The sequence below is a fragment of the Pseudomonas sp. RIT-PI-q genome, from assembly GCF_001297125.1.
GTDB lineage: Bacteria > Pseudomonadota > Gammaproteobacteria > Pseudomonadales > Pseudomonadaceae > Aquipseudomonas.
The window spans coordinates 323,692-344,495 of record NZ_LHPC01000025.1 but is presented as its reverse complement, the minus strand read 5'-3'; the positions used below and the strand labels follow the sequence as shown (position 1 = coordinate 344,495).

The following is a 20,804-nucleotide window of genomic DNA, read 5'->3' as shown; positions in this document are numbered from 1 at the left end:
TCTTCTTATAGTCAGCTGCAGCGTCAAGAAGTGCGCTGATCCTACTGTCCAACTGTAGACGGTTGCCGGGACGATATTGCTCAAATGAAAAATATCGTTGCGCAATTCCCCCCAAGTCTTGCCCCGAGTATGGGCTGCACCGTGAGAAAAAAACGTATCGACCAGTGTCAGCGACAGGATTGGCATCCCTGTTATTATCCGCGACAGCTTTCAACGCCATCTTTCTTCAACCGATACGAGCGAATTCATGAGCACTGACAAGACCAATCAGTCCTGGGGCGGCCGCTTCAGTGAACCCGTCGACGCCTTCGTCGCCCGCTTCACCGCCTCCGTCACTTTCGACCAGCGCCTGTATCGCCACGACATCATGGGCTCGATCGCCCACGCCACCATGCTGGCCAAGGTCGGCGTGCTGACCGATGCCGAGCGCGACAGCATCACCGATGGCCTGAAGACCATCCAGGGTGAAATCGAGGCCGGCCAGTTCGACTGGCGCATCGACCTCGAAGACGTGCACATGAACATCGAGGCGCGCCTGACCGACCGCATCGGCGTGACCGGTAAAAAGCTGCACACCGGCCGCAGCCGTAACGACCAGGTCGCCACCGACATCCGCCTGTGGCTGCGTGACGAGATCGACCTGATTCTGAGCGAAATCACCCGCCTGCAAAAAGGCCTGCTGGAGCAAGCCGAGCGCGAAGCCGGCAGCATCATGCCGGGCTTCACCCACCTGCAAACCGCGCAGCCGGTGACCTTCGGGCACCACATGCTGGCCTGGTTCGAAATGCTCAGCCGCGACTACGAGCGTCTGGTCGACTGCCGCAAGCGCACCAACCGCATGCCTCTGGGCAGCGCCGCGCTGGCGGGCACCACGTACCCGATCGACCGCGAATTCACCGCGCAACTGCTGGGCTTCGATGCCGTCGGTGGCAACTCGCTGGACAACGTGTCCGACCGTGACTTCGCTATCGAATTCTGCTCGGCCGCGAGCATCGCGATGATGCACTTGTCGCGCTTCTCCGAAGAGCTGGTGCTGTGGACCAGCGCGCAGTTCCAGTTCATCGATCTGCCGGACCGTTTCTGCACCGGCAGCTCGATCATGCCGCAAAAGAAAAACCCGGACGTGCCGGAGCTGGTTCGCGGCAAGACCGGCCGTGTATTCGGCGCGCTGATGGGCCTGCTGACCCTGATGAAAGGCCAGCCATTGGCCTACAACAAGGACAACCAGGAAGACAAGGAACCGCTGTTCGACGCCGCCGGCACCTTGCGCGACTCGCTGCGGGCTTTCGCCGACATGATCCCGGCGATCAACCCCAAGCACGCGATGATGCGCGAAGCGGCCCTGCGCGGTTTCTCTACCGCGACCGACCTGGCCGACTACCTGGTGCGTCGTGGCCTGCCGTTCCGTGACTGCCACGAAATCGTTGGCCATGCCGTGAAGTACGGCGTGGAAAGCGGCAAGGACCTGGCGGAAATGAGTCTGGAAGAACTGCGCAAGTTCAGCGACCAGATCGATCAGGACGTGTTCGCCGTGCTGACCCTGGAAGGCTCGGTGAATGCCCGCGACCATATCGGCGGCACTGCGCCGGCGCAGGTCAAGAAAGCCGTGGCTCGCGGTCAGGCGTTGCTCGCCAGCCGCTAAAAGCATCGCGGGCAAGCCCGCTCCCACAATAATCTCTAAGTGGCCATAGATTGGTGGCGCACAGAGAAACCTGTGGGAGCGGGCTTGCCCGCGATGACTGACTTCAGAACGCTACAAAAAACTTACTTCTTGGACGCGACCATCGCCATAAACGCTGGCATCGCCGCTTCCTTGTCCGCCGCGATCCGCTGCACGTTCGGGTTCTGCTCCAAACGCTCCAGCAGCGCCTTGGCTGCCGGCATCTCAGCCAACAAATCCAGGTCAAACAGCTTCTGCGCCACCGCACAGGCCAGCGGCACGCTGTACAGGAAATACAAATCTGCAACGCTCAAGCTTTCGCCTGCCACGTAAGGGGCGAACTTGCCGTGCCTGCCCAACGAAGCAAAGCCCAGCAGCAACTCGGTCCTGGTCTTGTCCTTGATAGCCTCCGGCACGGTCATGCCGAAAAACGCTTCGGGATAACAGGCGCGCGCCGGCAGTTCGATGTACAGCTCGATTTCCTTGGCCAGCGCCAGGGCCTGCGCACGCTCGAAAGGATCGCTCGATAGCAGCGGCGTGCCTTTCTGGCTTTGCTCGAGGTATTCGAGAATCACGCTGGTTTCATTAACGAAACCTTGTTCGACGCCCAGCACCGGAATCTTTCCGCGCGGGCTGATGATCAGCGCTTCGGGGCTCGGGCCCGGGTAAAACAGGACTTCTTCGAACGGCAGTCCCTTCTCCAGCAACGCCAGCTTGACCATGTTGTAGTAGTTGCTGACCGAAAATCCATAAAGCTTGAGCATCACATAGCCTCCAGGCCGTGCAGGGGGTTGGCAGCGCCAGTTATAGAACGCTCCGGCGCTTCTCGCCAGCAGCATCACAGCGCTGAATGCAGGTAAACTGCCCGTCTTAACTTGAGGAGCCTGCCATGAGCGAGCCAACTGATATCGAGATCGACGAAGAAGAGTTCGCCGAAAACACCCTGATCGAAGCCATCGAAAACCAGATCGAAAGCGACAACCCGCCGGCCGCCAAGGCGACTTTCAACAAGTTGACCCTGGTGGGTTACGAGCGTGAAGAAATCCTCAACCTGATGGCCCACGTTTTGGCAGTAGAAATCGACGCGATCCTCGAAGAAGACCGCGCGTTCAACACCGAATGGTACGAAACCGCGCTACGTGCATTGCCAGAGCTGCCACCAGAAAAGAAATAGTCCAACACCCCTCCCCTGTAGGAGCGAGGCTTGCCCGCGAAGGCCTCACCGCGGTCTATCAGAAAAACCGCGTCACCGTTCTTCGCGGGCAAGCCTCGCTCCTACAACACCCCGTTACCGGGGAATGTGGCCCGAGGCGAAAAAACCCTGTTGCGAGCACTGGACATGCCGCACGAGTGGGCTCACCTTAGGGGCGCTGTCGTCCAATTCCTAGAAAGTCTGGAGTCCTTATGTCGCTTACCCCTGAGTTGGTTGCCGAACTGGAAATCCTTGCCCTCTTCAACCTGGACAGTTCCCAGGAAGGTTTGAAAATTCATCAGACCGCTGCCCCGAAAGCCATTGCCGCCGCCCAACGCCTGTACGAAAAAGAACTGATCGACCAGCCCGATGGCGGTTACCTGACCAGCCTGGGTCGTGACGCCGCGCAAAATGTGCAAACCGTCCTGACCATTCTGAACGTCCAGGAAACAGCCTGACTATCACTGCATCGCCCACGGAAACCCTGCTAAGGGATTTCCGCGGGCAGTTCTGTTGCCTGCTGTCGCCAGACGATAGAAATCTGACGCCAAAAAAACAAAATCAGCTAAAAAGTCCCGAGGCCGAGGCGCTAAACTGCCCCTCATCCTGAGACCTCCCACGTCCGAGCCCTGCGAGCCGGTTTGAGCTGACATGACCCGCACCCACGAAATCCGACCCGACCTGGACGAGGGAATCGACCGCAAGGTGCTCAGCCAACTGCGCGCACGATTTCTGAAGCTCAACGAAGGTCGCATGGCGCGTGCCATGGAAGGGCTGTCGACCCGCCAGCAAGGGGTGTTGACCCTGCTGCCGTTGTTCTTCCACGTCAATCATCCGCTGTTGCCGGGCTACGTGTCGGGCAGCACGCCGGCCGGGCTGTCGAACTACGAGCCGGACAGCAACACCCTCGCCGAAGCCCAACGCCTGACCCGTTCGTTTTCCTATAAGCCCCGCCACAGCAACAATCCGCCGCGCCCCATTCACGGCCTGTTCCTGATGGGCAGCCTCGGCACACTGGCTCAGGCCGACCAGAGCGACATGGACGTGTGGGTGTGTCACGCACCGGACTTGAGCGAAAGCGAGCTCATCGAGCTGCGCAAAAAGTGCCAGTTGCTTGAAGTCTGGGCCGCCAGCCAGGGCGCCGAGGCGCATTTCTTCCTGATCGACCCGGCGCGCTTTGTACTGGGCGAGCGTGACAATCAACTGAGTTCCGAAGACTGCGGCACCACCCAGCACTATCTGCTGCTGGATGAGTTTTACCGCACCGCGATCTGGCTGGCCGGGCGCACGCCGATCTGGTGGCTGGTGCCGGTTTACGAAGAATCGGCTTACGACCGTTACACCCACACATTGCTGTCCAAGCGTTTCATTCGTGCAGACGAAACCCTGGACCTGGGGCATCTGGCGTTCATTCCGCCCGGCGAATTCATTGGCGCCGGGCTCTGGCAGTTGTTCAAGGGCATCGAGTCGCCGTACAAATCGGTGCTCAAGCTGCTGTTGACCGAGGTCTACGCCAGCGAACACCCCAAGGTCCATTGCCTGAGCCTGCGGTTCAAGCAAGCCGTATTCGCCAATCAACTGGACCTTGATGAGCTGGACCCGTACGTCGTGGTCTACCGGCGCATCGAGGAATACCTCCTCGGCCGTGGTGAGCCGGAACGCCTGGAACTGGTACGTCGGGCGCTGTACCTGAAGGTCAATCGCAAACTCACCGGCAGCGGCAGTCGCACCCAGAGCTGGCAGCGCTCGCTGCTTGAGCGTCTGGCCCGCGAATGGCGCTGGGATCATCGCCAATTGGCCCTGCTCGATAGCCGCAGCCAGTGGAAAGTCCGCCAGGTCAGCTCTGAACGCCGAGCCCTGGTCAACGAATTGAATTACAGCTACCGCTTCCTGACCCAGTTTGCCCGCCACGAACAGACGGTCAGCCTGATCAACAAACGCGACCTCAACGTGCTGGGCCGACGGCTTTACGCGGCCTTCGAGCGCAAGGCAGACAAGATCGAATTCATCAATCCGGGCATTGCCCCGGACCTGGCCGAAGACACACTGACCCTGGTGCAGGCGCCGAACAAAAAGGAATCGGGGCAAACCCAATGGGGTTTGTATAACGGCAGCCTGACCGCCCACGAGTGGGAGCATTTCGCGCCGATCAAGCGCAGCCGCCAATTGCTCGAACTGCTGACCTGGTGCCACCGCAACGGCGTGATCGACAGCAGCACTCGCCTGGCCTTGCATCCTGGCAGCAGCGACCTGAGCGAGTTCGAACTGTTCAACCTGCTCGGCAGCCTGCAACAAAGCATCGCCCTGCCCCTGACGACCGTCGCCGAAGAGCCGCTGTTGCGCGCCAGCGTGCCGAGCGAAGTGCTGATTCTGGTGAATGTCGGCGTCGATCCGCTCAAACATCATCGCGACCTGAACATCCTGATGACCACCGAGCGCACCGACTCCCTGAGTTACGCAGGCGTCAGGGAAAACCTGGTGCTGACCCTGGACCAGGTCACGCTCAATAGCTGGAACGAGGTGCTGGTCAACCGCTTCGACGGGCCCCACGCGCTGCTCGACTGCCTGCGCGATTACCTCAACGGGCTGCCCGGCGGGCTACAGCAACCAAAGTTGCGAGTCCGTTGCTTCTGCCACAACCGCGCGCAGTTCATTGCCCGACGGGTCGAAGAAATCCTCGACACCGCGCAGAACCTGTTGCTGAGCAAACTCAATCATCGCTACCTGATCCAGGTCCAGCAGCATTACCACGTGCTGGAGCTGGTGCCCGGCCAGGTCAACCACGTCGCTCTCGCCACACTGCCGGCGCTGGTCGATTACCTGGGCGAAGAACTCGCAAGCTACAGCCCGCTGCATCTGGACCCGATGGCACTGGAAGATCACGACCTGGCACTGCTCCTGCCCATGGGTCAGCCTGACTGTATTCAGGTGTTTTACCGAATCAACGAAGACCAGGCCGATCTGTACGTGCTCGATGAATTCAACGCCCTGTGGCAGCAGCGCTTGCCCTGGCATGACGAACAAAGCCTGCTGGTGCCGTTGCAACGTTTCCTGCAATCGATCCAGTACCGGCGCGACGCCTTGCTGCCGATGGACGCAACCCAGCCCATGAGCCTGGAAACCTTGTACTGCCAACTGCTGCCATCAGGCCCCGGCCGAGCGCGCCGGGTCGAAGCCAGGCCGGCGCCGCAAACCCCGGTCAACAAACCGTTCTACGACGTGCAGGCAATCGTCGGCAAAGCCGCGCCGGGCGAGGTGCAGGTCACGTTGTATTGCAATCAGCGGGAGTTTTCAGAGCTGGAGCATGGCGAGCAACTGTTCAGCGCGGTCGCCCGGGAAATCGTCGGGCAGCGCCGCGAGACCGAACGCTACCGCTGCTACATCACCGACCTGGATCTGTCGGGCCTGCTCGGTGATGGTCAGAGTTCAAGCAATATCTATCTGCGCTACAAGGCTGACCTGGAGCGCGCGTTGAATGAGGCGCTCGAGCAGGTCTGACGGGTTTATTCCGGAAAGTGGCCGCCCTCGGCTGGCTGCGATTCAACTTCCAGCAGGGTCAGTTTCAGCGTCTTGCCGCCCGGTGCCGGCCAGTCGATGTGCTGGCCAACTTTCAGGCCGAGCAATGCGCTGCCCACAGGCGCCAGAATGGAAATCTTGCCTTCGTCGGCGTTGGCGTCCTTGGGATAAACCAGCGTCAGGTGATAGTCCTTGCCACTGATTTCTTCACGGCAATGTACACGGGAGTTCATGGTCACGACATCGGCGGGCACTTCTTCGTGACTGACCAGCGTATCGGCGCGGTCCAGTTCGGTTTGCAGCGCGATAACGCCCGGCAGCGTGTCATCCAGGCTGTCGATCAGGCGCTCCAGACGTTGCACGTCCAGACGGGTAAGGGTGATGGAAGGTGCGGTCATGATCAGGGCAGACTCCTTTCTTCTGCACGAAAAAAGCAAAACCCCGCCAGAAAAAGGCGGGGTTTTCACGAGCCTCGATGAGTTGAGGCGTACCCGGACACTATCACAGCTCAATAAATATACAAGTGAGCACCGGACAGCCTGCAATCGCCACCGCTTCTGTAGGAGCGAGCTTGTCTCCGGGCGGCGTTCCGACGAAGGGGGCTAACGATGACGAGGGCTGCCTGATGAACGCGGTGCATTCAAGTTCTTCGCGAGCAAGCTCGCTCCTACAGGAGGTTGGGTCAACCGTTATGCTTGCGTTGAGCTGCCTCGGCGCAGATGACCCGGCGGCGCTCGTCGTCCGCCGAGCGCCATTCACGGATGCCTTCGACATGGCGAAAACACCCGAGGCAGACCTTTTGCTCATCCAGCCGACACACGCCGCTGCACGGCGAAGGCACCGCCGGGCTGACGTTACTGTAGAGCGGCTTGGGCGGGCGAGCGGGCGCAGGCTGGGTCACGATCTCACAGGCCTTCGAAATCGAAATCAGCGCCCGCTTGCTGCTTGACGATACGCTCAAGCATCTCGCCCAACTGCTCTTCGCTCTTGTCGCACATCCAGCGCTCGCTCTCTTCGTCGTAATCGAAGTGGAAACCACCGGACACGGCCGCCAGCCACAGCTGACGCAAGGGTTCCTGACGGCTGAAGATCAACTGGCTGCCGTTTTCGAACTTGACGGTGAGCACACCGGCCGAGCTCTCAAGATCGATATCCAGGTCACTCTCATCGAAAATATCCTCCAGCGTCTGCTGGGTGGCATCGACCAGATCGTGGAAACGGGCTTCGGTCAAACTCATTACGGCAACCTCAAAAAGTGTCTACTCACGCTCAAGCGCCGCAAGATACGGGCGAGCCCCGGTGATTGCAAAGGATAACGACCAAGGGGTCGATACTGCCAGGTTAAACACCCGACCTGTGGGAGCGGGCTTGCCCGCGAAGAGGCCGGCACATTCAAGATAATTGTTGACTGATACTCCGTCTTCGCGGGCAAGCCCGCTCCCACAGGTATTGTGTATGGCCCGCCTGCATCAGTCCAAGCCCCGCCGGACGGGAGCTCCGTTACATAGGCAAGCTGCCGGGTGGCCGGTATACTCCGGCGCAATTAACGCATTTTCAAGGATTTCGCCATGAAGCGCCTGATCTCTTCCCTTGCTGCGGCCGTCGCGGTTGCCTGCCTTGTGTCGGCCTGTGGTCAAAAAGGCCCGCTGTACCTGCCTGACGAGAACCAGGATCCTGCGGAGCAGGCCCAGTCCTCGCAAAAGCAACCGTCCAAAGCACACAAGCACGACGTCTACCAATAAGGGAAAACCATGGACGCTTTTAACTACCGTGACGGTGAGCTGTTCGCGGAAGGTGTTGCCCTGTCCGCCATCGCCGAGCGCTTTGGTACACCGACCTACGTCTACTCCCGCGCGCACATCGAAGCCCAGTACCTGGCTTACGCCGATGCGCTGGCCGGCATGCCACACCTGGTCTGCTTTGCAGTCAAGGCCAACTCCAACCTGGGTGTACTGAATGTCCTGGCGCGTCTCGGCGCCGGTTTTGACATCGTCTCCCGTGGCGAGCTGGAACGCGTACTGGCCGCTGGCGGCAGCGCCGACAAGATCGTCTTCTCCGGTGTCGGCAAGACCCGTGACGACATGCGTCGCGCCCTGGAAGTCGGCGTGCATTGCTTCAACGTCGAATCCACCGACGAGCTGGAGCGCCTGCAGGTTGTCGCCGCCGAGCTGGGCGTTCGCGCGCCGATCTCGCTGCGCGTGAATCCGGACGTCGATGCCGGGACCCATCCGTACATTTCCACCGGTCTCAAAGAGAACAAGTTCGGCATCGCCATTGCCGACGCCGAAGACGTGTACATCCGCGCCGCCCAACTGCCTAACCTGGAAGTGGTCGGTGTCGATTGCCACATCGGCTCGCAACTGACCACCCTGCCGCCGTTCATCGACGCGCTCGATCGCCTGCTGGGCCTGGTCGACCGCCTCGGCGATTGCGGCATCTACCTGCGCCACATCGATCTCGGTGGCGGCTTGGGCGTGCGTTATCGCGATGAAGAGCCGCCGTTGGCTGCCGACTACATCAAAGCCGTGCGCGAGCGTCTCGACGGTCGCGACCTGGCCTTGGTGTTCGAGCCGGGCCGTTTCATCGTCGCCAACGCCGGCGTGCTGCTGACTCAGGTCGAGTACCTCAAGCACACCGAGCACAAAGACTTCGCCATCGTCGACGCGGCCATGAACGACCTGATCCGCCCGGCGCTGTATCAAGCCTGGATGGACGTCACCGCCGTGCGCCCGCGCACTGCCGCCGCTCGTGCCTACGACATCGTCGGGCCGATCTGCGAGACCGGCGACTTCCTGGCCAAGGACCGTGAGCTGGCCCTGGAAGAAGGCGACCTGCTGGCCGTGCATTCGGCCGGTGCCTATGGGTTTGTCATGAGTTCCAACTACAACACCCGCGGCCGCGCCGCTGAAGTGTTGGTGGACGGTGATCAAGCAATTGAAGTGCGTCGCCGTGAGACGGTAGCCGAGTTGTTTGCTGGCGAAAGCCTGCTGCCGGAGTAAAACCATGCTGCTGCGTTTTACCAAGATGCACGGCCTGGGCAATGACTTCATGGTCCTCGACCTGGTCAGCCAGCACGCGCATATCCTGCCCAAACACGCCAAGCAATGGGGCGATCGGCACACCGGCATCGGTTTCGACCAGTTGCTGATCGTTGAAGCACCGAGTAATCCGGACGTGGATTTCCGTTATCGGATCTTCAACTCCGACGGCTCTGAAGTGGAACAGTGCGGCAACGGTGCGCGCTGTTTCGCCCGCTTCGTGCTCGACAAGCGCCTGACCGCAAAACGGCAGATTCGCGTCGAAACCAAAAGTGGCATTATCGAGCTGGATATCCGCAGCGACGGCCAGATTGGTGTGAACATGGGCGCGCCGCGCCTGGTGCCGGCCGACATTCCATTCGACGCGCCGGAACAGGCCAAGAGCTATCAGATTGACGTCGACGGCACCCCGATCGAGCTGGCCGCCGTGTCCATGGGCAACCCCCATGCCGTGCTGCGGGTCAGTGACATCAACAATGCACCGGTGCATGAACTCGGGCCGAAAATCGAACATCACCCGCGCTTTCCGGCGCGGGTCAATGTCGGTTTTCTCCAGGTCATCGACCGAAACCGCGCGCAGTTGCGCGTCTGGGAACGCGGTGCCGGGGAAACCCAGGCCTGCGGAACCGGCGCCTGCGCTGCAGCAGTGGCCGCGATCAGCCAGGGGTGGATGGATTCGCCACTATTGATCGACCTGCCTGGCGGGCGCTTGTCCATTGAATGGGCAGGCCCAGGCCAACCGGTCATGATGACCGGCCCGGCAGTACGCGTATATGAAGGACAAGTGCGTCTTTGAGAGAGTCAAATCCATGAAAGATAAGCCTCAGGTCCCCGCCCTACAGCCCGACGAATCCCCTTCCGAAAGCCTTGAGGCGGCGGCGATTGCCGCGTACCTGGAGGCTCATCCGGATTTCTTCGTCGAGCACGAAGAACTGCTCCCGGCCTTGCGCATTCCGCACCAGCGCGGCGACACCATTTCGCTGGTCGAACGGCAGATGACCATCCTGCGTGACCGCAACATCGAGTTGCGTCATCGTCTCTCGCACCTGATGGACGTGGCCCGCGACAACGACCGGCTGTTCGACAAGACCCGCCGCCTGATTCTCGCGTTGATGGACGCCAGCAGCCTGGAAGACGTGGTGATCAGCGTCGAAGACAGCCTGCGCCAAGACTTCCAGGTGCCCTTTGTCAGCCTGATCCTGCTGGGTGACAACCCGATGCCGGTCGGCCGCTGGGTGACCCACGCCGACGCGCAAACGGCCATTGGCGGCTTGCTCTCGGAAGACAAAAGCGTCAGCGGCAGCCTGCGTGAACACGAACTGGACTTCCTGTTCGGCGAAGAACAACGCAAGCAGATCGGCTCCACCGCCGTCGTCGCCATCAGCTACCAGGGCATCCACGGCGTGCTGGCCATCGCCAGCCGCGATCCGCAGCACTACAAGAGTTCGGTGGGCACGCTGTTCCTCAGCTACATCGCCGAAGTCATGGGCCGCGTGCTGCCACGGGTCAACAACTCTCTGCGCTCGGTACGCTGATCGTGGAACGGCAACTGGACGCTTACTGCGAACACCTGCGCAGTGAGCGGCAGGTGTCGCCCCATACGCTTTACCACTACCGCCGCGACCTCGACAAAGTGCTGGGCTGGTGCGTTAAACAGAACATCGGCAGCTGGGCTGCGCTAGACACTCAGCGAATGCGTGGCCTGATCATCCACCTGCATGGCAAGGGTCAATCCTCCCGTAGCCTGGCGCGATTGCTATCGGCGGTGCGTGGGCTCTATCGCTACCTGAACCGCGAAGGCTTATGCGAACACGATCCTGCGAGCGGTCTGGCGACGCCCAAGGACAAACGTCAGCTGCCGAAAGTCATCGACACCGACCGCGCTCTTCAATTGTTTGAAGGCGCGGTGGAGGATGATTTCCTGGCCCGTCGGGACCAGGCGATCCTGGAGCTGTTCTACTCATCGGGTTTGCGCTTGTCGGAGCTGACCGGGCTCAATCTCGATCATCTGGACCTGGCTGACGGCATGGTTCAGGTGCTCGGCAAGGGCAGCAAGACTCGCCTGCTGCCGGTGGGCAGAAAGGCGCGCGAAGCTCTGGAGCTTTGGCTGCCATTCCGCGCCATGGCCAACCCGGCAGACGATGCGGTATTTATCAGCCAGCAAGGCCGGCGCCTTGGCCCACGCTCAATCCAGCTACGAGTCAAAGCGGCGGGAGCGCGTGAACTGGGGCAAAACCTATACCCGCACATGTTGCGGCACTCCTTCGCAAGCCATTTGTTGGAGTCTTCCCAAGACCTGCGAGGGGTACAAGAACTGCTAGGCCACTCGAACATCACGACCACCCAGATCTACACCCACCTGGACTTCCAGCACCTGGCCACGGTGTACGACAGCGCCCATCCACGGGCCAAACGCATAAAGGGCGATGATTCATGACGCTTCAATTGATCACCTTCGACCTCGACGACACCCTGTGGGACACCGCTCCGGTGATCGTCAGCGCCGAAGCCATATTGCGTGAATGGCTGACCGAGCACGCGCCAAACCTCGGTGCCGTGCCGGTGGAGCACTTGTGGGCCATTCGTGAACGAATCCTCAGCAGCGAACCGAACCTCAAGCACCGCATCAGTGCCTTGCGCCGCAAAGTGCTGTTCCATGCGCTGGAAGAGGCCGGTTACGACCACGGCCAGGCTTCGGACCTGGCCGACAAGAGTTTTGAAGTGTTCCTGCATGCTCGCCATCAGATCGAGGTGTTCCCTGAAGTCGAACCGACGCTGGAGACGTTGGCCAAGCATTACGCCTTGGGCGTGGTCACCAACGGCAACGCCGATGTGCGCCGTTTAGGGCTGGCGGATTACTTCAAGTTTGCGCTGTGCGCCGAAGACATCGGCATCGCCAAGCCGGATGCGCGACTGTTTCACGAAGCGTTGCAGCGTGGCGGGGCAACGGCCGCGACGGCGGTGCATGTCGGCGATCATCCGGGTGATGACATTGCCGGTGCGCAGCAGGCGGGGTTGCGGGCAATCTGGTTCAACCCGGCGGGCAAAGCCTGGGAAGCCGACAAGGCCCCGGATGCCGAGATTCGCAGCCTGACCGAGTTGCCGGCGCTGCTGGCCCGGTGGAACGCTGCTTCGGCCTGACACAAATCCTGTGGGAGCGGGCTTGCCCGCGATAGCGGTGTGTCAGGCAACAACAATTGCGCATATGACGTCCCTATCGCGGGCAAGCCCGCTCCCACAGGGATCACTGCAGATTCGAGACTTATATTCCACCCATGAAAAAGCCCGCAGCGACGGCGGGCTTTTTCAGCAAGCAAGCAGCGGGCTCAGATAGGCCGGCTGCCGTACTTGTTATCAGGCTTCTTGGGCGGATCGGCGACCACATTGGCCTCCACTTCCTGCACCTTGCCGCCCTTGGCCAGGAACTCTTCCATGGCCTTGGCCAAGGCATCACGTTCCTTGTTTTTGGCTTCGACGCTCGGCAGCTCATCGACCGATACCGCTGCCTTGGCTTTGCCTTTGGCGGTCGGAACGGGCGCTTCACCGCCGTCGTCTTCAACGACGTCGTCCGCCGCTGCTTCCAGACCTTCTTCGGTTTCGTCGTCGTCGCCTACTTCGAGGTCGTCGTTTTCCAGATCATCGTCGCTCATGTTCTACCTCATGACTTGCGAAAAGCAGATTAGTTATAGCCCAGCTTCGCCGTCTGTCGAAGGCCGCCGGAAAAAATTCTACAACCGCTGGTAACCAGCGGCTTATGCCCCTTCACCGTGCAAGGTGGCGAGGACTTTACGGGCACCGCCATGATCACGGTGCTCGCCCAGATAAACGCCTTGCCAGGTCCCCAACGCCAGTCGGCCTGCCGAAATCGGCAAACTGAGCTGACAGCCAAGTACGCTGGCCTTGAAGTGCGCCGGGAGGTCGTCCAGGCCTTCGTCGTTATGCTCATAGCCGTCTGTTCCTTGTGGGATCAGACGATTGAAAAATCGTTCGAAGTCGCGACGTACCGCCGGATCGGCGTTCTCGTTGATGGTCAACGACGCCGAGGTATGCTGCAGCCACAAATGCAACAGACCGACCCGACATGCCTTGAGTTCAGGCAGGCCGGCGAGTAACTCGTCCGTTACCAGATGAAAGCCCCGGGGCCTCGCCCGCAGGGTAATCAGAGTCTGTTGCCACATACAGTTCTCCGCACGTTCGGGGCGCATTCTAGCGCGCTCTGGGAAAAAACAAAGGCCCTAATATTCCTTCAATCATGTAAGCCATTGGCCGCAGAAAATCACCCGTCGTAAACGCTACTAAACGTGTACGAAAAAACCTTTCAGCAGTTCCTACACTGACAAACGCCAGACAAAAAAATGCCCGGCAAGCCGGGCAAGTTTTTTATGCGCGTGCTTACAAGTTGTAGCCGCGTTCGTTGTGAAGTGCCAGATCGATGCCGACAGCCTCTTCTTCGTCGGTGATGCGCAGCCCCATGACCGCGTCCAGCACCTTGAGAATGATGAAGGTGACGATCGCGGTGTAGATCACCGTGAAGCCCACGCCTTTGCACTGAATCCAGACTTGTGCGGCGATGTCGGTGACGGTGCCGAAGCCACCCAGGGACGGCGCAGCGAACACACCGGTGAGGATCGCGCCGAGGATACCGCCGATACCGTGCACGCCGAAGGCGTCGAGGGAGTCGTCATAACCGAGTTTGCGTTTCAAGGTAGTGGCGCAGAAGAAGCACACCACGCCCGCTGCCAGGCCGATCACCAGAGCGCCCATCGGGCCCACGGTGCCAGCGGCTGGAGTGATGGCAACCAGGCCGGCGACAACACCCGAAGCGATACCCAGTGCACTTGGCTTGCCGTGAGTGATCCACTCGGCGAACATCCAGCCCAGTGCAGCAGCGGCGGTTGCGATCTGGGTGACCAGCATCGCCATACCGGCCGTGCCGTTGGCGGCAGCGGCGGAACCGGCGTTGAAGCCGAACCAGCCGACCCACAACATAGCCGCGCCCATCAGGGTGTAACCGAGGTTATGCGGTGCCATCGGGGTGGTCGGGAAACCTTTGCGCTTGCCCAGTACCAGGCAGCAAATCAGACCGGCCACACCGGCGTTGATGTGCACCACGGTGCCGCCGGCGAAGTCCAGCACGCCCCAGTCCCACAGCAGGCCGCCGTTACCGGACCAGACCATGTGCGCGATCGGTGCATAAACCAGGGTGAACCAGATGCCCATGAAGACCAGCATGGCGGAGAACTTCATCCGCTCGGCGAAGGCACCGACGATCAGCGCTGGGGTAATGATGGCGAACGTCATCTGGAAAGTGACGAACACTGCTTCAGGGAACAGTGCCGCAGGCCCGGTCAGGCTGGCTGGCGTGATGCCGGCGAGGAACGCCTTGCCCATGCCGCCAAAGAACGAGTTGAAATTGACGACGCCCTGCTCCATGCCGGTGGTGTCGAACGCGATGCTGTAGCCATAAATGACCCACAGGACGCTGATCAGACCGGTAATGGCGAAGCACTGCATCATCACGGAAAGAATGTTTTTGGAGCGAACCATGCCGCCGTAGAACAGCGCGAGGCCGGGAATGGTCATGAACAGCACGAGGGCTGTCGAGGTCATCATCCAGGCGGTGTCGCCGGAGTTGAGGACTGGGGCCGCCACTTCGTCTGCCGCCATGGCCAGGCTGGGCATTACGAGGGACAACAGGGCTCCTAGCCCTGCGAATTTACGCAGAGTCATATTGTTTTCTCCTGGGGCGTTGGGTTTGTGGCGGCTTAGATTGCGTCGGTATCGGTTTCGCCGGTACGGATGCGAATCGCCTGTTCCAGATTGACCACGAAGATCTTGCCGTCACCGATCTTGCCGGTGTTGGCAGCCTTGGTTATCGCCTCGATAACCCGGTCAAGATCCTTGTCGTCAATGGCGACATCGATCTTCACCTTGGGCAGGAAATCGACCACGTATTCCGCGCCGCGATACAGCTCGGTGTGACCCTTCTGCCGCCCGAAGCCTTTGACTTCAGTAACGGTAATGCCCTGCACGCCGATCTCGGACAGCGACTCGCGCACGTCGTCCAGTTTGAACGGCTTGATGATGGCAGTGACTAGCTTCATGAAAACTCTCTCCCGAATTGGTGGACTTGCCCCAGGAAAACAAACCCGACTCAAGTCTAAGCGCAGTGCCTGGCTTTGTAACGCATCGTCGGCCTTACCTGCCCGTCCGACGCCTGCTAACCACTCCGCACGAAACGCATCCCCCCGTTCCGCTTGGCGCACTGCATTCGTCACAGCGACTGCATCAGTGCATGGGTCACTACCGACTAAGCAGAAAGCTTGCCATCTCCACAAAACCCTCTGTTTTCAAGCCCTTGACCGTAGATGCCAACCACTTCGCCGCAACTCCTGCCGTGTTACGCACAACAACAGTGCGATGCCGTCCGTCCGCATGCGCGAAAAGCGTGCACGGCCAGCGGTCGGGATTGACTATAGACACTGCGTGATACACTGCCCGCCATTGTTGACAGGACATTTCCCATGCTCGCGCCCAAAGACTTCCTCGACGCCCTGACCGGCACCGCCTCCCGCCTCTTCAGCGGCGACACCCCACTGCCGAAAAGCGAAATCGAAAGCCAGTTCAAGGCTTTGCTGCAAAGCGGCTTCAGCAAACTGGATCTGGTCAGCCGGGAAGAGTTCGATAGCCAGATGGTCGTGCTCGCACGCACCCGCGCTCGGCTGGAGAGTCTTGAAGCGAAGGTTGCAGAGCTGGAAGCGAAGCTGAATCCACCTGCCGAATAACGCCACAACCCCTGTGGGAGCGAGCCTGCTCGCGATTGAAGGTCGGCACGACCTTCCGCTTCACCTGTAGGATCTGCCGAAGGCTGCGATCTTTTGATCTTCCGCCTCGCCACCATCTCGGCAACGTCCTACAAAGATCACACCGCCGTCCGATTGCGTCGCAAAGCTCCGGTTCCTAAGCTCACCCAATGCTGAATGTTCAGCACCGGGTTTGGCGACCTGGAACCAAGCTACGCAACCTCATTCGATTATGGATATCTCTTCCGATTCGAATTATGGCGGCTGCGTGTGGGAGACCTTCGGGTCTGCCGGTATTCGCTTGGCCGGTTCGCCAACCCGCACGCAGCTGCCACCCTTATTGTTTGGCGACGATAAGTGGCAGTTATCTATCAAGCGAATTTTGGGTACTGCGCTATGGACGAAAACTATCTAATCCCCCAAGTCTTCACCCGCCACAAACTCCACCTCCACGCCCTCCTCCTGGAAAACCAACCCTGGTTCAGCGCCCGCGACCTGGGCCGCCTGCTACGCCTCTACCTCAATGAACGCGCCGTCCGAAAACTCGATCCCGACCAACACCAGTCAATACGGATGCTCATCCACTGCAGCCTCGAAACCACCCTGATGATCAGCGAATCCGGCGTCTACGCCTTACTGGTCTACCACTACTGCCCCGAATACCGGGCGCTGCGCGAATGGCTAACCCACGACGTCGTCCCCGCCCTCAGAGACGCCCAGCAACCCACCTCAACCGAACGCCCACAACTGAGCCTGCTGAACTGGCCGGAAATGTCGTTGAGCTTGCTGCATTGGAATAACCAGCCGTGGATTCGGTTGCAGGATGTTCCGCAGATGTTGCCTGATCAGAAGACTTCAAGGCCTGCTATCAGTGCGCCTTGGTGGAAAAGAGCCACGAAGATGCTTCACGCATTCTGATAAAAAAACCCCACGCTTTTGGCGTGGGGTTCGTTAAATCCAAGACAACAATCAGGCGCAGTGTGCAAGCCGCTCGACCTGATCCCGAATCGCGGCCCCTCGCTCAATCTCGGCTTTACGCAAATCGTAGGTCGATTGAAGGTTGAGCCAAAATTCCGGGGTCGTATCCAGACAGATAGATAGCCGTAGAGCCATATCAGCACTGACACCCCGACGCTGAAGCACAATATCGTTGACCGTAGGTGTCGACACGTTCAACGCTCTGGCCAGAGCGGCAGCCGTCAGGCTCAGAGGCTCCAGGTATTCCTCTTTGAGGATCTCGCCAGGGTGCACCGGGCGCATACCATTCTTAGTCATTACTCACCTCAGTGATAATCGACGATTTCTACATTCTCCGGCCCGTTGCAGCTCCAGACAAAGCAAATTCGCCATTGAGCGTTGATGCGGATGCTGTGCTGACCTTTTCGATTTCCCTCCAACGCCTCCAGGCGATTGCCCGGCGGAGATCGAAGGTCTTTCAGCACGACAGCATCATCAAGCATCGTCAGCTTTCGTTCCGCGACACTCAGAATGGCTGACCACAAACGGGTCTTACCGTTGCAAAACAGGTACTCGGTCTCAGAACACTTAAAGCTAACGATCATAATTTAAAGCTTAACGTTATGCATTAATCTTGAGTGTATAACCCGAAATCATAAATGCAAACGCGCTGCATTAAAGCTTGACCACCCTTTCAAAACTCTAGGAAAAGGACTACGAGCGGCCTTCAGAAAGTCATTGAAATCCGGCTGCTTCCTACAAAAACAAACGGCAATTCTGATTGCGTCCAGACCGTGCTCGCCTCTTAAGCTGACTGGCCGAAAAATAGATCACAACACAACTGGAGCTCGCTATGAAAAAAAGCCGTCGCGCAAAACTGTTACACATCATTGAACTTCATAACGAGGCACGCCGGTTAGCCGGGAACGTGTCAGCCAATCAACTCCGCTTTTTTGAGGTCGCTGCGGCCCGTGGCAAAGAACTTGAACCAAGTGGATGGTTGGCCGGTGGAAGAAACTAAATACCGCTTCTTGAAAAAAACCGTCTGAATGGCGGTTTTTTTGTGCCTCGCAACTACCCCGCTCCATGTCCGCAACATCCAGTGAAAGTTTGCCTGCGTGACCACGCCCCAAATCCATCGCCCCCGTCTACCCTTCAAAAACCCGCAGGAAGCGGCTCCCGCCAACTCAAGGAACGACCATGTCCCTCTCCATCGTCCACAGCCGCGCCCAGATAGGTGTGGATGCGCCCGCCGTTACCGTAGAAGTCCATCTGGCCAACGGCTTGCCGTCGTTGACGATGGTGGGTTTGCCCGAAGCCGCCGTAAAGGAAAGCAAAGATCGGGTGCGCAGCGCGATCATCAATTCGGGTCTGCAATTCCCCGCTCGGCGCATCACGTTGAATCTCGCTCCTGCCGATTTGCCCAAGGACGGCGGGCGATTTGATTTGGCGATTGCCCTCGGGATTCTATCCGCCAGCGTGCAAGTCCCGACGTTGACGCTGGACGATGTGGAATGCCTTGGGGAATTGGCACTGTCGGGCGCGGTGCGGGCGGTTCGGGGCGTGTTGCCTGCGGCCCTGGCGGCGCGCAAGGCCGGGCGGTCGCTAGTGGTGCCGCGAGCGAATGCTGAAGAGGCGTGCCTGGCTTCCGGGCTGAAGGTAATTGCGGTGGATCATCTGCTGGAAGCCGTGGCGCACTTTAATGGTCACACACCGGTTGAGCCTTACGTTTCCAATGGATTGTTGTACGCCAGCAAACCGTATCCCGATTTGAATGAAGTGCAGGGCCAAATCGCAGCCAAGCGCGCATTGCTGATCGCAGCGGCGGGCGCTCATAACCTGTTATTGTTGTGTAACAATGCACCAAAACCTATTCAGGATCAGTTCTGATGAAGCCCAAGGCTTACAGCTACATACGATTCAGCAGTCCAGAGCAAGCCAAGGGTGACAGCCAGAGAAGGCAGCGGGAAGCGGCTGAGAACTACTGCAAGGAACATGGGCTGGAACTGGCCAACACACGGGAGTATCGGTTTTTCGATTCGGGACGCAGTGCCTACACGGGCGAGCATATAGATGATTCAGGCGAGCTTGCCCGGTTCCTGACTCACGTTGATAGTGGGACGATCCTCGCAGGTAGTTACCTGCTGGTGGAGTCGCTCGACCGCTTGAGCAGAGACAAGGTTATGGTTGCCCTAAGTCAGTTCACAGACTTACTCCGCAAGGGCATCAGGATCGTGACCCTGTCTGATAAGAGGGTTTATTCCGAGGACTCACCCAGCATCGCTATGGAACTCATCATCAGCATCACGGTGATGATGCGGGCACACGAAGAGAGTGCCACCAAGGGCAAGCGGGTGTCGGCAGCGTGGCAGAACAAGCGAAACCTCGCTCGAGAGAAGAAAGTGCCACTCGGTAATGCTTGTCCCGCATGGTTGGTGCTAGAGAACGGAGCGTATAAGCCGAATGACATACGAGTGAACGTAATTCACAAAATCTTCGAAATGACCATTCAAGGATACGGGCAGACAGCCGTATCGAAGCGGCTGAACGAAGATGGCATTCCGGTGTTTGGCACCGTGGGTGAGAAGCGCCGGAACATGAGTGGCGCTTGGGGCACCAGTTCGGTATCGAAGATTCTTAACAATCGCTCTTTGCTGGGAGAGTACCAGCCGATGCACATCGTCGACGGAGTTCGATGCAATGACGGAGAGGTTGTTACGGGCTTCTACCCGCCTGTTATCGAGGAAGACATTTTCCTACAGGCGAAAGCTGCACGTAGTCAGCGCCAGACCAGCGGAGCCACCAAACAAACCAAGAACTTCAACTGCTGGCAGGGACTTGCAAGGTGCCGTGTATGTGGCGATGCAATGCACCTGGTTAACAAGGGGAAGCCGCCTAAGGGCTACGTCTACCTTCAATGCTTCGGCACCAAAAAAGGCATCTGCAAGAACGGCATCATCCGAATTGAACATGCGGAATTGGTGTTTAAGGAAGTCTTGGCGAAGGTGGACAGTATGTCGCTCGTCCACGGGAGAAGTGCAGAGATCCGGAAGAATCTGGAGGTTGCCGAAGGTAGGCTGGTAGGGGTTATGAGGAAACTGGACCAAGCAACCGAAGCCCAAACCGCATTCCCGTCGAAAGCAGGGGGAAAGCTTCTGCACGATTTAGAGCAGGAACACGAAGATATCTCGACAAAACGCGATGAACTTCGGCAGCAGCTCGCATCAACCCACGTAATTAGCAAAGAAGACTTTTTCCAGAAGCTAGACCTCGTGACTTACGAAGGCAGGGCGGCTGCTAACAGCCTGTTGAAACGACTCCGCATTGTCGTCCTGTTCAAGCGGCACAGCCCCAAAAACTTCAGATGCTGGGTGCTCGACAAATCCAATGAGGAAATCACCGAGGAGATTGATCAGATGCTGTTCGGTATCCTCTATAAGGATGGAGTTTTGACGGTGCAAGCGTTGGACAACGATGTCTTTGGCAGGCAGATCGAACAGGGCGAAATCACATCCGAGGAAGTCAACCGCGACTACGAAGGCGGCATTGACGGACAATGGTTTGGAAGCGCGTTCGGGAAGACCAAATAAGCGGCAACCCACCCATCGCAGACAGATTGAACAACGTCACCCAGCCGT

Annotated in this window: 23 protein-coding genes and 1 pseudogene; 14 read left to right on the top strand and 10 right to left on the bottom strand. The window is 59.1% G+C overall.

The annotated features are described in order from the left end of the window. The first annotated feature begins 247 nt into the window (after window positions 1-247). Entirely contained in the window at window positions 248-1,642 is a 1,395-nt protein-coding gene (gene argH, locus AEQ67_RS11265) for an argininosuccinate lyase (protein WP_059403928.1), read from the top strand. A gap of 122 nt (window positions 1,643-1,764) precedes the next feature. Here argH and AEQ67_RS11260 read toward each other — a convergent pair whose 3' ends face one another. Further along, a complete protein-coding gene (locus AEQ67_RS11260; RefSeq protein WP_059403927.1) occupies window positions 1,765-2,424 on the bottom strand; it encodes a glutathione S-transferase family protein in 660 nt (219 codons plus the stop codon). Between the two features lie 125 nt (window positions 2,425-2,549). Here AEQ67_RS11260 and AEQ67_RS11255 point away from each other — a divergent pair, with 125 nt between their 5' ends. The 3 genes from AEQ67_RS11255 to AEQ67_RS11245 all read left to right on the top strand — a co-directional run bounded on the left by AEQ67_RS11255 (window position 2,550) and on the right by AEQ67_RS11245 (window position 6,350). Then, window positions 2,550-2,834 carry a hypothetical protein gene (locus AEQ67_RS11255; RefSeq protein ID WP_007894899.1) on the top strand — a complete coding sequence of 95 codons (285 nt, stop codon included), beginning with the start codon at window positions 2,550-2,552 and terminating at the stop codon, window positions 2,832-2,834. Window positions 2,835-3,064: 230 nt separating this feature from the next. Further along, window positions 3,065-3,310, top strand: coding sequence for a TIGR02647 family protein (locus AEQ67_RS11250; RefSeq protein ID WP_059403926.1), 246 nt, complete (start codon window positions 3,065-3,067; stop codon window positions 3,308-3,310). A 193-nt stretch (window positions 3,311-3,503) separates the two neighbouring features. Then, window positions 3,504-6,350 (top strand): class I adenylate cyclase, encoded by a 2,847-nt coding sequence (locus tag AEQ67_RS11245; protein ID WP_059403925.1) that lies wholly within the window; start codon window positions 3,504-3,506, stop codon window positions 6,348-6,350. Between the two features lie 5 nt (window positions 6,351-6,355). Here AEQ67_RS11245 and rnk read toward each other — a convergent pair whose 3' ends face one another. The 3 genes from rnk to cyaY all read right to left on the bottom strand — a co-directional run bounded on the left by rnk (window position 6,356) and on the right by cyaY (window position 7,606). Next, a complete protein-coding gene (gene rnk / locus AEQ67_RS11240; RefSeq protein ID WP_059403924.1) occupies window positions 6,356-6,766 on the bottom strand; it encodes a nucleoside diphosphate kinase regulator in 411 nt (136 codons plus the stop codon). A 284-nt stretch (window positions 6,767-7,050) separates the two neighbouring features. Next, window positions 7,051-7,269 (bottom strand): DUF1289 domain-containing protein, encoded by a 219-nt coding sequence (locus AEQ67_RS33700; RefSeq protein WP_082377814.1) that lies wholly within the window; start codon window positions 7,267-7,269, stop codon window positions 7,051-7,053. A 4-nt stretch (window positions 7,270-7,273) separates the two neighbouring features. Next, complete coding sequence (gene cyaY, locus AEQ67_RS11235; RefSeq protein WP_059403923.1) at window positions 7,274-7,606, bottom strand: iron donor protein CyaY; 333 nt, start codon at window positions 7,604-7,606, stop codon at window positions 7,274-7,276. 330 nt (window positions 7,607-7,936) lie between these two features. Here cyaY and lptM point away from each other — a divergent pair, with 330 nt between their 5' ends. Genes lptM through AEQ67_RS11210 form a run of 6 tightly spaced genes read left to right on the top strand, consistent with a single transcriptional unit; the run spans window position 7,937 to window position 12,547 of the window. After that, window positions 7,937-8,110, top strand: coding sequence for an LPS translocon maturation chaperone LptM (gene lptM / locus AEQ67_RS33695; protein WP_082377813.1), 174 nt, complete (start codon window positions 7,937-7,939; stop codon window positions 8,108-8,110). A gap of 9 nt (window positions 8,111-8,119) precedes the next feature. Next, window positions 8,120-9,367: a diaminopimelate decarboxylase gene (lysA, locus tag AEQ67_RS11230; RefSeq protein WP_059403922.1), complete on the top strand. Its 1,248-nt coding sequence runs from the start codon at window positions 8,120-8,122 to the stop codon at window positions 9,365-9,367. A 4-nt stretch (window positions 9,368-9,371) separates the two neighbouring features. Next, window positions 9,372-10,202: a diaminopimelate epimerase gene (gene dapF / locus AEQ67_RS11225; protein WP_059403921.1), complete on the top strand. Its 831-nt coding sequence runs from the start codon at window positions 9,372-9,374 to the stop codon at window positions 10,200-10,202. A gap of 13 nt (window positions 10,203-10,215) precedes the next feature. Then, on the top strand, window positions 10,216-10,941 hold the full coding sequence (locus tag AEQ67_RS11220; RefSeq protein WP_059403920.1) for a DUF484 family protein: 726 nt from the start codon (window positions 10,216-10,218) through the stop codon (window positions 10,939-10,941). A gap of 2 nt (window positions 10,942-10,943) precedes the next feature. Beyond that, the gene (xerC, locus tag AEQ67_RS11215; RefSeq protein WP_059403919.1) at window positions 10,944-11,843 is read left to right on the top strand and encodes a tyrosine recombinase XerC; all 900 of its coding nucleotides are present in this window, start codon (window positions 10,944-10,946) and stop codon (window positions 11,841-11,843) included. Next, complete coding sequence (locus tag AEQ67_RS11210; protein ID WP_059403918.1) at window positions 11,840-12,547, top strand: HAD family hydrolase; 708 nt, start codon at window positions 11,840-11,842, stop codon at window positions 12,545-12,547. The genes xerC and AEQ67_RS11210 overlap by 4 nt, the downstream gene beginning before the upstream one ends. Window positions 12,548-12,732: 185 nt before the next feature. Here the strand turns inward: AEQ67_RS11210 and sutA are convergent, their stop codons facing one another. The 4 genes from sutA to glnK form a co-directional block, all read right to left on the bottom strand. Beyond that, window positions 12,733-13,056 (bottom strand): transcriptional regulator SutA, encoded by a 324-nt coding sequence (gene sutA, locus AEQ67_RS11205; protein ID WP_059403917.1) that lies wholly within the window; start codon window positions 13,054-13,056, stop codon window positions 12,733-12,735. A 102-nt stretch (window positions 13,057-13,158) separates the two neighbouring features. Next, window positions 13,159-13,584, bottom strand: coding sequence for a secondary thiamine-phosphate synthase enzyme YjbQ (locus tag AEQ67_RS11200; RefSeq protein ID WP_046818495.1), 426 nt, complete (start codon window positions 13,582-13,584; stop codon window positions 13,159-13,161). A 214-nt stretch (window positions 13,585-13,798) separates the two neighbouring features. After that, window positions 13,799-15,136: an ammonium transporter gene (locus AEQ67_RS11195; RefSeq protein WP_059403916.1), complete on the bottom strand. Its 1,338-nt coding sequence runs from the start codon at window positions 15,134-15,136 to the stop codon at window positions 13,799-13,801. A gap of 35 nt (window positions 15,137-15,171) precedes the next feature. Then, window positions 15,172-15,510, bottom strand: a complete 339-nt coding sequence (gene glnK, locus AEQ67_RS11190; protein WP_002555808.1) for a P-II family nitrogen regulator — start codon at window positions 15,508-15,510, stop codon at window positions 15,172-15,174. A 420-nt stretch (window positions 15,511-15,930) separates the two neighbouring features. On the opposite strand from glnK, the gene AEQ67_RS11185 reads away from it, so the two are divergent. Together AEQ67_RS11185 and AEQ67_RS11180 are read left to right on the top strand one after the other, a co-directional pair. Further along, entirely contained in the window at window positions 15,931-16,191 is a 261-nt protein-coding gene (locus AEQ67_RS11185) for an accessory factor UbiK family protein (protein WP_007942366.1), read from the top strand. Between the two features lie 414 nt (window positions 16,192-16,605). Further along, window positions 16,606-17,127, top strand: a complete 522-nt coding sequence (locus AEQ67_RS11180; protein ID WP_059403959.1) for a BRO-N domain-containing protein — start codon at window positions 16,606-16,608, stop codon at window positions 17,125-17,127. Between the two features lie 51 nt (window positions 17,128-17,178). On the opposite strand, the gene AEQ67_RS11175 is transcribed toward AEQ67_RS11180, so the two are convergent. Both AEQ67_RS11175 and AEQ67_RS11170 read right to left on the bottom strand, forming a co-directional pair. Then, on the bottom strand, window positions 17,179-17,484 hold the full coding sequence (locus AEQ67_RS11175) for a HigA family addiction module antitoxin (protein WP_007980826.1): 306 nt from the start codon (window positions 17,482-17,484) through the stop codon (window positions 17,179-17,181). A gap of 8 nt (window positions 17,485-17,492) precedes the next feature. Beyond that, window positions 17,493-17,771 carry a type II toxin-antitoxin system RelE/ParE family toxin gene (locus AEQ67_RS11170; RefSeq protein WP_059403915.1) on the bottom strand — a complete coding sequence of 93 codons (279 nt, stop codon included), beginning with the start codon at window positions 17,769-17,771 and terminating at the stop codon, window positions 17,493-17,495. 595 nt (window positions 17,772-18,366) lie between these two features. On the opposite strand from AEQ67_RS11170, the pseudogene AEQ67_RS11160 reads away from it, so the two are divergent. Together AEQ67_RS11160 and AEQ67_RS11155 are read left to right on the top strand one after the other, a co-directional pair. Beyond that, a pseudogene (locus AEQ67_RS11160) lies at window positions 18,367-19,014 on the top strand (magnesium chelatase domain-containing protein); the annotation flags it as partial. Between the two features lie 41 nt (window positions 19,015-19,055). Further along, the gene (locus AEQ67_RS11155) at window positions 19,056-20,756 is read left to right on the top strand and encodes a recombinase family protein (RefSeq protein WP_059403913.1); all 1,701 of its coding nucleotides are present in this window, start codon (window positions 19,056-19,058) and stop codon (window positions 20,754-20,756) included. The last annotated feature ends 48 nt before the right edge of the window (window positions 20,757-20,804 follow it).